Source organism: Pseudomonas sp. MDT2-39-1, from assembly GCF_054898085.1.
In genome coordinates, this window is sequence record NZ_CM142716.1 from 4,706,714 (window position 1) to 4,718,281 (window position 11,568).

The 11,568-nt window shown below is 59.8% G+C and carries 11 protein-coding genes; 4 read left to right on the forward strand and 7 right to left on the reverse strand.

Going from position 1 to position 11,568, the window contains the following annotated elements; genetic code table 11:
• The first annotated feature begins 145 nt into the window (after positions 1 to 145).
• Positions 146 to 1,243: a PLP-dependent cysteine synthase family protein gene (locus ACYZTM_RS21970; protein WP_178083818.1), complete on the forward strand. Its 1,098-nt coding sequence runs from the start codon at positions 146 to 148 to the stop codon at positions 1,241 to 1,243.
• Between the two features lie 135 nt (positions 1,244 to 1,378).
• On the opposite strand, the gene ACYZTM_RS21975 is transcribed toward ACYZTM_RS21970, so the two are convergent.
• From ACYZTM_RS21975 to ACYZTM_RS21985, 3 genes are all read right to left on the reverse strand, one after another.
• Positions 1,379 to 2,992 carry an NAD(P)/FAD-dependent oxidoreductase gene (locus ACYZTM_RS21975; protein WP_131059272.1) on the reverse strand — a complete coding sequence of 538 codons (1,614 nt, stop codon included), beginning with the start codon at positions 2,990 to 2,992 and terminating at the stop codon, positions 1,379 to 1,381.
• Positions 2,993 to 3,086: 94 nt separating this feature from the next.
• Complete coding sequence (locus ACYZTM_RS21980; RefSeq protein WP_461984628.1) at positions 3,087 to 3,743, reverse strand: COG3650 family protein; 657 nt, start codon at positions 3,741 to 3,743, stop codon at positions 3,087 to 3,089.
• A gap of 181 nt (positions 3,744 to 3,924) precedes the next feature.
• Positions 3,925 to 4,524, reverse strand: coding sequence for a short chain dehydrogenase (locus ACYZTM_RS21985; protein WP_131059274.1), 600 nt, complete (start codon positions 4,522 to 4,524; stop codon positions 3,925 to 3,927).
• A gap of 105 nt (positions 4,525 to 4,629) precedes the next feature.
• Here ACYZTM_RS21985 and ACYZTM_RS21990 point away from each other — a divergent pair, with 105 nt between their 5' ends.
• A complete protein-coding gene (locus ACYZTM_RS21990; protein WP_461984631.1) occupies positions 4,630 to 5,544 on the forward strand; it encodes a LysR family transcriptional regulator in 915 nt (304 codons plus the stop codon).
• 121 nt (positions 5,545 to 5,665) lie between these two features.
• On the opposite strand, the gene ACYZTM_RS21995 is transcribed toward ACYZTM_RS21990, so the two are convergent.
• The 4 genes from ACYZTM_RS21995 to ACYZTM_RS22010 are packed head-to-tail and all read right to left on the reverse strand — an operon-like array spanning position 5,666 to position 8,104.
• Entirely contained in the window at positions 5,666 to 6,160 is a 495-nt protein-coding gene (locus tag ACYZTM_RS21995) for a DoxX family protein (RefSeq protein WP_131059276.1), read from the reverse strand.
• On the reverse strand, positions 6,157 to 6,918 hold the full coding sequence (locus ACYZTM_RS22000; RefSeq protein ID WP_461984633.1) for an HvfC/BufC N-terminal domain-containing protein: 762 nt from the start codon (positions 6,916 to 6,918) through the stop codon (positions 6,157 to 6,159). Before ACYZTM_RS22000 ends, ACYZTM_RS21995 begins: the two co-directional genes overlap by 4 nt.
• Positions 6,915 to 7,769 (reverse strand): MNIO family bufferin maturase, encoded by an 855-nt coding sequence (gene bufB / locus ACYZTM_RS22005; RefSeq protein ID WP_131059278.1) that lies wholly within the window; start codon positions 7,767 to 7,769, stop codon positions 6,915 to 6,917. Before bufB ends, ACYZTM_RS22000 begins: the two co-directional genes overlap by 4 nt.
• Positions 7,770 to 7,795: 26 nt before the next feature.
• Positions 7,796 to 8,104, reverse strand: coding sequence for a BufA1 family periplasmic bufferin-type metallophore (locus ACYZTM_RS22010; RefSeq protein WP_131059279.1), 309 nt, complete (start codon positions 8,102 to 8,104; stop codon positions 7,796 to 7,798).
• Between the two features lie 403 nt (positions 8,105 to 8,507).
• Between ACYZTM_RS22010 and ACYZTM_RS22015 the strand changes: the two genes are divergently transcribed.
• On the forward strand, positions 8,508 to 10,202 hold the full coding sequence (locus ACYZTM_RS22015; RefSeq protein WP_461984636.1) for a DUF2599 domain-containing protein: 1,695 nt from the start codon (positions 8,508 to 8,510) through the stop codon (positions 10,200 to 10,202).
• A 34-nt stretch (positions 10,203 to 10,236) separates the two neighbouring features.
• Entirely contained in the window at positions 10,237 to 11,475 is a 1,239-nt protein-coding gene (locus ACYZTM_RS22020) for a DUF2599 domain-containing protein (RefSeq protein ID WP_461984638.1), read from the forward strand.
• The last annotated feature ends 93 nt before the right edge of the window (positions 11,476 to 11,568 follow it).

The following is an 11,568-nucleotide window of genomic DNA, read 5'->3' on the forward strand; positions in this document are numbered from 1 at the left end:
GCGAAGGGCCGGCACGGACCTTAGCCTAGCAGTTGCCAGTTGTATCGGGCCTCAGCTGTATCTGTGCGTGGCGTGGGATTTTTCCTAAGCTTATTGGCTGAGCCTTGCGACAAGGCCGACTCTTGTCCGATTCAACGAGAAGACCATCATGAGCGACAACCGACAGTGGGCCCGCGAAGCCATCCGGATCATCGAAGCCGACTTCCAGCGCAGCGCCGACACCCACCTGATCCCCTTGCCGCTACCGGGTTTCCCGGGTATCGAGTTGTATTTCAAGGATGAGTCCAGCCACCCCACCGGCAGCCTCAAGCACCGACTGGCGCGCTCATTGTTCCTCTACGCCTTGTGTAACGGCTGGCTCAAACCCGGTGCGCCGGTGATTGAAGCGTCCAGCGGTTCGACGGCGATTTCCGAGGCCTACTTCGCCAGGTTGCTGGGGTTGCCGTTCATTGCGGTGATGCCGGCGACTACGTCCAAAGAGAAGATCGCGCAGATCGCCTTTTACGGCGGCAAGAGTCACCTGGTCGACGACCCGACGCAGATCTACGCCGAGTCCGAGCGCCTGGCCCACGAACATGACGGGCATTTCATCGACCAGTTCACCTACGCCGAACGTGCCACTGATTGGCGGGCGAACAACAACATCGCCGAGTCGATCTTCCAGCAAATGCGTTTCGAATTGCACCCTGAACCGAGCTGGCTGATTTCCAGCCCCGGCACCGGCGGCACCACCGCGACCCTCGGTCGATACGTGCGTTATCGCCAGCATTGCACCCGCGTGTTGTGCGCCGATGCCGAGCGTTCGGTGTTCTTCGATTACTACAAGACCGGTGATGCCTCGCTGCGATTGGATCATGGTTCACGGATTGAAGGCATTGGCCGGCCACGGGTCGAGGCGTCGTTCCTGCCCAAGGTGATCGATGCGATGGTCAAGGTGCCGGACGCGTTGTCGCTGGCGGCCATGCATTACCTGGCGCAGCATTTGGGACGGCGTGTCGGCGGATCGAGCGGGACCAACCTGATCGGCGCCTTGATGGCGGCGGGGCAGATGGCGGCGGAGGGGGAGTCGGGGTCGATCGTGGCGATTCTGTGCGACGGCGGCGAGCGTTATGAGACCAGCTATTACGATCAGGACTGGCTCAAGGCCCAGGGGTATGAGTTGAGTGGGTTGATGGATGTTGTGGCGGCGAGTGTGGAGCGTGGGGAGCCTTTGCCAGCCACCGTACTCCGCGCAAATATCTAAAGCCGCGCATTGCCCCTGTAGGAGCGAGGCTTGCCCGCGAAGAAGTTAACGCGGTCCTCCTGAAGGACCGCGTTATCGTTCTTCGCGGGCAAGCCTCGCTCCTACAGGGTTTCTTGGTGTTTCAGGAAATGCCGGTCAGGTTTCGAGGCCGAGGATGTCGCGTGCCACGGCTTCGGCGATGCGAATGCCATCGACACCCGCCGACAGAATCCCGCCCGCATAACCCGCACCTTCACCCGCCGGGAACAGGCCCTTGACGTTCAGGCTCTGCATCGACTCGTTACGGGTGATGCGCAGCGGCGACGAGGTGCGCGTCTCGATCCCGGTCAACACCGCGTCGTGCAGCGAGTAGCCGCGAATCTGCTTCTCGAATGCCGGCAGTGCTTCACGAATCGCTTCGATGGCGAACGCGGGCAGAGCCAGCGCCAGATCACCCAAGGCAACGCCTGGCTTATAGGACGGTTCAACGCTGCCCAACTCGGTGGACGCCTTGCCCGCAATGAAATCACCGACCAGTTGCGCCGGCGCTTCGTAGTTGCTGCCGCCCAGTACAAAGGCGTGGGATTCCAGGCGTTCCTGCAACTCGATACCCGCCAGCGGGCCGCCCGGGTAATCGACCTCAGGGGTGATCCCGACGACGATCCCGGAGTTGGCATTGCGCTCGTTACGCGAGTACTGGCTCATGCCGTTGGTGACCACGCGGCCAGGTTCGGACGTCGCCGCCACCACGGTGCCGCCCGGGCACATGCAGAAGCTGTAGACCGAACGGCCGTTCTTGGCGTGGTGCACCAGTTTGTAGTCGGCGGCACCGAGTTTCGGGTGGCCGGCGTATTTGCCCAGGCGTGCGCGATCGATCAGCGACTGCGGGTGTTCAATGCGGAAACCCACCGAAAACGGCTTGGCTTCCATGAACACACCACGGCCATGGAGCATGCGGAAGGTGTCCCGGGCGCTGTGGCCCAAGGCAAGAATCACGTGTTTGGAATGAATCTGTTCGCCGCCATTGAGCTCGACGCCGACCATTTGACCGTCCTCGATCAACACGTCGGTGACCCGCTGCTGGAAGCGCACTTCGCCGCCCAGTGCGCGAATCTGCTCACGCATGTTTTCCACAACGCCGGTCAGACGGAACGTACCGATGTGCGGTTTGCTGACGTAGAGGATTTCTTCCGGCGCGCCGGCCTTGACGAACTCATGCAGGACTTTGCGACCGATGAATTTCGGGTCCTTGATCTGGCTGTAGAGCTTGCCGTCGGAGAACGTCCCCGCGCCGCCCTCGCCAAATTGCACGTTGGACTCAGGGTTGAGCACGCTTTTACGCCACAGGCCCCAGGTGTCTTTAGTGCGCTGGCGCACTTCGGTGCCACGTTCGAGGATGATCGGCTTGAAGCCCATTTGCGCGAGCAGCAGCCCGGCGAAAATCCCGCACGGACCGAAGCCCACGACGACAGGACGTTGCTCAAGGTCAGCCGGCGCCTGGCCGACCACTTTGTAGCTGACATCCGGCGCCACGTTGACGTTACGGTCATCGGCGAACGTGTGCAGCACCGCAGCCTCATCGCGAACGTTGAGGTCGATGGTGTAGATGAAGCACAGTTCAGAGGACTTTTTGCGCGCATCGTAGCTGCGCTTGAACAAGGTGAAATCGAGCAGGTCATCGCTGGCGATGCCCAGGCGCTGCACGATGGCAGGGCGCAGGTCTTCTTCGGGATGGTCGATCGGCAACTTGAGTTCGGTGATTCGTAACATGACAGGATCCGGTTCGCGGGGCGCACAACTGCGCCAAGGCGTTTGAAGGCCGCGATTATAAGCCCCAAACGCCGTTCCCGTGAGGCAAAAACGATCAGTCGTTACGCGCGCCGCCGAAATACCCGCAACCGCGTTGCACCTGACCATCGATGCGCAGCTCGGCGCTCATGTGCTGGACACTGCCGGTGGTGCTGTCGACGCAACGTTGCGGCGCAACCCACAGTTCGATGTGTTGGTTATTGGCTTCGGTGCTGAGGTTGAAACGGCCATCGCCCAGTTGCTCTTCAACGTACGGCAAGGCCAGGGGTGGCTGGCCGGCGCGGTCGATGACCATGCCTTTGCCGCTGACCTTGACGTTCCATTCGGGCGAGTGGCCGGCGGCGCGCAGGATCAGCAGTTTGAAATTGGGATCATCGCACGCGGTGCCCGAGCGTTCGACGCGGTACAACTGCTCCAGATCCAGGCGGCTATCGGCAACGATGTTCCCACGCACGTCGGCGAACAGCTTGCCCTGAGCATCGGCGAGGGTCGCGGCCTCTTGGAGGACGCTGGTGCCGCCGGTGTCGTTGACCACATAACTGCGCTGCTCATTGCACGGCTGGAACAGCAACTTGCCGTCCGCCGCCGTCAACTGGCCCTGCATGCGCGTCTGGCCCACGTGGGAGGCGTTTTCACGCGGGCCATCCAGCAACTGACAGGCAGCGAACAACGGAAGCAGGGCAACAAGGACTAAGGAACGGGCAACACGCATCTTCGGCTCTCCAGACAAGTGCCGCCACGTTACGCAGCCTGACCGTTCATCACAACCCCGGCGATGTTCGATCTCCCGTAGGAGCGAAGCTTGCTCGCGAAGGGGCCAGTACCTCCAGCATCGTCGTGAATGACACAACGCTTTCGCGAGCAAGCTTCGCTCCTACAGTGATGGTGGTGTTTCAGCCGACGTGAAAGGTCTGGCCGGTCTGTAGGCCCTCTACACTTTTGGCGTAAGCCAACGCCACATCGACTGCCGGAACCGGCTTGTAGCCACGGAAGTACGGCGCGTAACTGCCCATGGCTTCGACCAGCACCGTCGGGCTGATCGAGTTCACCCGCAAGCCGCGTGGCAGCTCAATGGCTGCCGCACGGACGAAGCTGTCCAGCGCACCGTTGACCAATGCGGCCGAGGCGCCGCTGCGAATCGGGTCGTGGCTGAGCACGCCAGTGGTGAAGGTGAACGAGGCGCCGTCATTGGCGAATTCACGGCCGATCAGCAGCAGGTTGACCTGGCCCATCAGCTTGTCTTTCAGGCCCAGCGCAAAACTTTCTTCGGTCATTTCATCCAGAGGCGCGAAGGTGACGTTGCCGGCCGCGCAGACCAGGGCATCGAACTTGCCGGTTTGCTCGAACAGCTTGCGGATCGAGGCGCTGTCGCTGATATCCACATTGAAATCGCCGCTGTTACGGCCGATTCGGATGATGTCGTGACGCTGGGCCAGCTCTTTGTCGACCGCTGAACCGATGGTGCCGCCTGCGCCTATCAAAAGAATTTTCATCGTGCTGTTCCTCGATGTGGTTGAACGAGGTTGCAGTCTAGAGTGGTTTTTTCTGTTGATAAGCGCACTAATAGGCAACCTTTGGTTTTCAAATGGAAACAATCCATGAGCGAGATGGATGATCTGGCGGCGTTCGCGGTGTTGATCGAAGCGGGCAGTTTCACCTTGGCGGCGCAGCAATTGGGTTGCAGCAAGGGGCAGCTGTCCAAGCGCATCAGCCTGTTGGAAACTCGGTTCTGCGTCGTCCTGTTGCAGCGCACCACCCGCCGTTTGAGTTTGACGGCGGCAGGCGCGGCGCTGTTGCCACAAGCCCAGGCGCTGGTCGTACAAGTCGAGAAGGCGCGTCAGGCATTGGCGCGGTTGAAGGACGACATGGCCGGGCCGGTGCGTATGACGGTTCCGGTGTCGCTGGGTGAAACGTTCTTCGATGGCTTATTGCTGGAGTTTTCCCGCAAGTATCCCGAGGTGCAGATCGAGTTGGACCTCAACAACAGCTTTCACGATTTGTCCCGAGACGGTTTTGACCTGGCCATCCGATCCGAAGTGGCCAATGACCAACGCCTGGTCGCGCGTCCGTTGTTGGCCTGGCATGAAATGACCTGCGCCAGCCCGGTCTATCTCGAACAGTACGGTGAGCCGCAGACGCCCCAGGCGTTGGCCGAGCATCGCTGCCTGCTCAACAGCCATTACAGTGGTCGCGAAGAATGGCTTTATCACCAGCAGCACGAATTGCTGCGGGTGCGGGTCTCGGGACCGTTTGCCAGCAATCACTACAACCTGCTGAAAAAAGCGGCGCTGGCGGGTGCGGGCATTGCACGGTTGCCATCCTATCTGCTGCAAACGGAATTGGCTGACGGACGCTTGCGCTGGCTCCTGCGCGATTATCAGACGCGGAGCATGCCGATGTACCTGGTGCATCCATATCAGGGCGGCCTGCCGAAACGCACTCAAGTATTGGCGGACTACCTGATCGAGTGGTTCAAACGCAGCGGCGAGGCGTTGGCCCGTCTTCAGCAATAGCCACTCACACCCTAACCCCCTGTGGGAGCGAGCTTGCTCGCGATAGCGGTGTGACATTCCAGTAATGATGCTGACTGACACTCCGCTATCGCGAGCAGGCTCACTCCTACAGGGGGCTGCGTTAGCGGGAGAAATGTCGGGCGATCAGGTGATCAATCGACAACTTGCCCGGCCCGGTGGCCATCAGGTACAGCAGAACGGCGGCCCAAGTGCCATGGGTTGGATACGCATCGGGGTACACGAACAGCTGAATGGTCAGGGTCATGCCCAGCAAGGCCAGCGCCGAGAACCGCGTGGCGAAGCCGATCAGGATCAGCATCGGGAAGAAATGCTCCGCGAAGGCTGCCAGGTGCGCCGCCAGTTCCGGGGACAGCAACGGCACGTGGTACTCGCTCTGGAACAGCGGGATGGTCGAGTCCGCCAGATGTGGCACGCCCAGCTGGAAGGAGCCGTCAAACAGGTCGATGGCCAGGCCTTCCACCTTGGTTTGCCCGGACTTCCAGAACACCGCGGCGATGGAGAAGCGCGCGATAAAGGCGATCAGAGTGTGGGGGATCATCTCCAGTAACGCGATGGCGCGGGTGATGGGGTTCTGTGATTCAGTCCGGGTGTTCATGGCGATACCTTGTTTTTGTGTAAATGAGTGATGGCGTTGCGGCTGATCAGCAGCGCCAGGGTTTGGCTGAGGTCGAAGGCGGGGGCTGCTTCCAACGCCTGCAACAGTGAGTGGCCGTTTTGCAGGTTCTGGATGAATGCGCTGGCACCCTGATCGATGGCAAACACTTCAACGTCCAGACCGTTACGCAGCACCAGCGCGTGTTGTCCCTGTGTCAAATCAATCCCCGTCAGCGTCGCTTCCTGTTGATGCGCAGCCCAGATCGCGACCACGGCGTAGGTTGAATTCAACAGGTTGAGGGAGGGATGTAGTTCGACAGTGAACTCGCTCAGGGCTTGCGGATCGGCGAGTGCTGCGGCGATCTGTTCGTTACCCAATGGCTGCGCATCGGCCGCGTGATAGGCCATGACTCGCAGTCGCTCCAATCGGGCGACATCGGCCAGATAAGGCACGCTGGCGGCGGGCGCAAAGCCTTCGATGAACGCTGCGAAATCATCGCCGTAGCCATTCATCAAAGGGCTCCGTGGCGGGGTGCTCTGCACATAAATTCCGCTCATGGCCCGGAAGAACTCCTCGCCGACCAATTGCAAAACCACGGGGTAACTGTCCGTCAGCGCGTTGATCAGCGAGCTCTGCACATTGTTGCGATACACCGTAAAACGGCTGGCCGGATCGGCGCCATTTACGCTGAATAATCCGTCGGGGCACGGCTGTTGCGGATTGAGCAGGGCGGCGGCGAAATCGGCTTGATTGCTCATGGCCGGACCCCGGCGCACAGCAACAACTCATCGGCCTGACGCGCTTCGGTGTGCAGCACGTTGAAGGCCGGCAGGTGATTGTCGCGTTCGATCAGTGTCGCCATCGGGCCGACGCGCTCCAGCACTTGCACGTACAGCGCCCACACGGCGTTATCGATTGGCGCGCCATGATCGTCGATCAGCAGACGGTCACCGAGGCTGTCGGTGTCTTCTGCAAATCCGGCCAGATGAATCTCACCGACGGCGTGAAGGGGCAGGGCGTCGATGTAGGCCAAAGGATCGCGTTGATGATTGATGCTCGACACATAGACGTTGTTCACGTCCAGCAACAACCCGCAACCGGTGCGGCGAATGACTTCGCTGATGAAGTCGGCTTCATCGATTGTCGAGCGCTTGAACGCCAGGTACGTCGCCGGGTTCTCCAGCAGCATTGGGCGTTTGAGCGTGGTCTGCACTTGATCGATGTGTTCGCAGACGCGGTTCAGCGTGGCGTTGTCGTAGGCCAGCGGCAGCAGGTCATTGAGGAACACCGGGCCATGGCTGGACCAGGCCAGGTGTTCGGAAAAGGAGTGGGGTTGATAGCGCTCGATCAACTCGGCAAGGCGTTGCAGGTGTTGAAGGTCCAGCGGACCTTCGGCACCAATGGACAGGCCAACACCGTGCAGCGACAGCGGATACTGCTCGCGGATCAACCCCAGATAGTGATGAAAAGGACCGCCGGCCACCATGTAGTTTTCGGCGTGGACTTCGAAGAAACCGATGTCCGGTTGTGAACCGAGCACTTCACGAAAGTGCCCGGTCTTGAGCCCCAGCCCGGCGCGGGGCGGGAGCCCGAACGGTGAATTGTTCATTGTCGACACTCAGGCTGGGAGGCGGATCAGGCTTTGGCTTTGAAGGCTTCCATCTGACCGAAACCGGTCGGCGAGGTCTTGCTTTCGGTGGTGGCGCAGGTGCCTTTCGGAACCAGTTTCCAGGCGTTGGTCTGGTGGTCGGTTTTCGCGGTGCCTGCGCACGTGGTGCCAGCGCCAGCTGCGCAATCGTTATGACCTTTCATGGACACGCCGAAACATTTTTCCATGTTGCTGTTGTCGGCGGCCTGGACGGTGGAGACAGCGGCCATGCTCAGCGCAGAGCCGAGGGCCAGAACGAGGGCGGTGGCGGACAGGGTGCGGGTAGTAGCAGTCATGATAGTTCTCCGGTTTGAGTCAGGGTTTTTAACAAGCGATTTGCGCTTGCTTGTCCCTTTAGAGAAACGAGGTGGTGATGCGTTACAGCCGAGCTCAAACTTTTTTACTGGGGTGATCATTCCCATGCTTTGCGTGGGTTGTTGATTAACAAACGGGCTCAAATAGCAAACGACCGTTCGTCGCGAAACAGCGCTTACCTGTAATTTCTGACAGTAGCCAACCGCCTGTCGAGGATGTTCTATAGGCACCTGTACGGCCCATTCTCCCGGGCCTCTTTGCCAAGGACGGCGCCTCATGACGAATGATCAATCAGCCTCAGGTTTGCAGTTGCCGTCGACTTTGCAGCTTGCGGGTGGAGAGAGCGGGTCGCTTATCACCGCAAGGCAGACCTTGAGGTCGGCAATGTACGCAGCCGTGCGTTCGTCTTTTGCCCTGGCCTGCACTCTGCCCCTGGTGTTCTGTACGGTTGCCGCCCAGCCGCTGCTTGATCCGCTGGACACTCTCATGCGCATCAACCACAACTACAACACCCTCAAGGACGCTTGCCAGGAACCCGATACCGGTGCCGCGCGTGGTCTCTACTACTGCAGCGGCGTGACCTTGCGCATGGTCAACGACGGACCCTTCAACCCTTGGGACTACAGCCCCTACGCGATCAAGATCGGCGCGACTTCCTATTCATGGATCCGCAAGGATCTGAGCACCCGAATCCTCGTTCACCCGGCCGGTTTCATCCTGCGAACTCCAACAGATGCTGCAGCCTTGAGCTTACCGGTGAAGGAGCAGGGCTGGACCTGCATCTTCGCCTTCGATGGTGGTACCGGGCCGGAGCGCAAATGGTACGGCTGCGGCTTTTTCGACAGCCGCGAGCCTCCGCGCGCGGCCCAAGGCGTGATGAACAACCGCAATTCCGCCGCGGCTTACGGCACCTGCGCGGAAGCCGGGGTGAGCACCGCCGAGCAATGGACCCAGAAATACACCGGGCTGTGGAAGGGACCGATACAACAAAGCCAGTGCTCCTGGAACGCGGAAAAACCCAGCGACTGGAACGCCATGATTCAGGTTCACGAGTCCCGGCCGAACACTACCAACAAGGACCCCTTCTCCTTCAGTGGCCAGGTCAACGAGTTCATGTTGAAGAATGCCTCGGCAACCAACGACGGCAGCGAAAACATGAAACACATCGATGCCTTCATCTACAACGTCAACAGCACGCAGAACTTCGCCACCCGCGGTGACCAGGCACCCCCGAAACCGGAGAATGGCCTGACCAGCGCGCGCAACTTCCAGAAGAAACTCCAGGCCCAGGGCTACAGCGTGCCGATCCTGCGGCTGGATTTCACCAAGCCTGCGGAGCAGCGTTTCAGCTATGTCGCCGCCGACCAGGCGATAGACCTGACGGTTGCCGGCGGGGCAGAGCCCGCGCCGGTCGTACCCGCGCCCAAGTACATCGCTTCCGCGACCTGGGTCGAGCGTTACGACCCGGGCAGCAAGAAAAACGAATGGTCCCTCAAGGTCACACCCAGCGCCCCGGGCAAGGCGATTCAGGCCAGCGACCAGGACGCCTTGTACAAGGAACTGTTCGAGCTGCGTGGGGCCGATAGCCAGTGGCGCGACAACGAGAAATCACCGGGCAGCATGCGCCAGCAACTGAGCTGTCTGATCCAGAACTATCCGGCCAAGACCGAATGGAACCTGGAGCCTTTCCGCCCCAATGTCAGTCCCCAGGACGCGGCCAAGGCTGGTTGCAACCCACTGCCCCTTCAGGCACCGCAATACATCGCCTCTGCCGACTGGGTCAAGCGTTACGACCCCGGCACCCGCAAGGATGAGTGGACCTTGAGCGTGGTGCCCACGGCGGCGGGTCGCGCCTTGCCCAACGAGCAGGCCGTGGCTCTGTACGACCAGCTGTTCGCCCTCAAAGGCGCGGATAGCAACTGGCGTGACAATGAACATTCTGCCGGCAGCATGCGCCAGCAATTGAGCTGCGTCGTGGCCAATTACCGCAGCAAGACGCCTTGGAATCTCGAGCCTCTCAGGCCTGCGTTGTCGGACAGCGAGACTCGGGCCGCGGGTTGCAACCCGGTCCCGCGTTAAAGGTGTGTTTTGGCTAATCAAGGAGATGCAAGCCATGAAAAAACGTCTGAACAGGATCGCCCCATTACTCATGTTCCCGCTGCTGGTTCAGGCGACATGGGCCCATGCCGAGTCATGCGAAGAGACACTAAAAAAGGTTGAAACGTTGTACAACAAAACAGTCGATAGTTGCGGGCCGGATCCAGCGTCGGACTGCTCGGGATTGATGATCAGGGGCACGCATCGGGCCGACCCGGCAAAGGGGCAGAAATGGGATGTATGGAATCCAAGCCCGACAGCAATAGAGAAGGGTACTTTTGCCGCCTCTTATATGCGTGCCGACGGCATCAGTTATGAAGATCCTGGCATGAGCACCCAGAACGGCTACCTCATCGCTCCAATAGATCTGGTACGCGATCCCGAGACGCCGGTGCATGTCTACTGTGCGTTTCCTAATGACGCCTGGACCGACTTTCGAGATGACCGAGGCTGTGGAAACAACAAAAACACCACACAGACCGAAGCCGTATGCCAGGCCATGGCGCCACCAATCCTCAGCCCGAATGCCTGGGTCGCGCATTTCACCAGGTTCAGCAACGACAAAAAGCAGGACCAGTTGCAGTGTGGCTTCAATATGCGCAACCCCATGAGCAGCAAGGATCGGGTAGACGCCTTTCGCAACTTCATGGGGGCAAGGAAAGTCATCAATAGCCGTGAGTTTCAAACCCAGACAGAGTTACGCTTGGGCAACCCTAAAGACGACGAGCTACCGATTCTGGCTTTTTTTGTCAGCGATCAACGTGGATTGAACGATGCCATGGCCAATCAGCGGGACTATAAAGCCAAGACGGGCAAGGATCGCAACATCGTCAAGATTGATTTCCCCAGAACCCCGACCAGCAAGGCCACCTTCTCGTGCGTCAAAACCACGCAGCCGCCGACGCAACAATTCTGTGACAAGTACATCGAATCAAGCACCTGGGTACAACGTCCCGATCCAGTGCTAGGGCCGAACACCTGGTCGCTTTCGGTAGTGCCTACCGCTTGCGGCCGCGCTATCAAGGATGATCAGACCGACAGAATGTTTGCCGAGTTGTACAACAAGCATAAAAACGATGAGCAATGGCGGCAGTACAGCGTCAATGGCGGGTCACTCCGCCGGCAAATGGTATGTCATCTGGCGGCAACCTTCGACGACAGGCCTGCCAGGAACAAGCCCGAATGGAACCTTGAACCGGCACGGCCTTACGTCGACCAAGCCACGGCTGTAGCGAAGGACTGTAATCCTTACTGAGGCTTTTTAGCGGCGAAACCTGATCTACCGATACCCCAGTATCGGCAGATTACCCACCACAAAAAAAACGGCCCGAAGGCCGTTTTTTGTTTA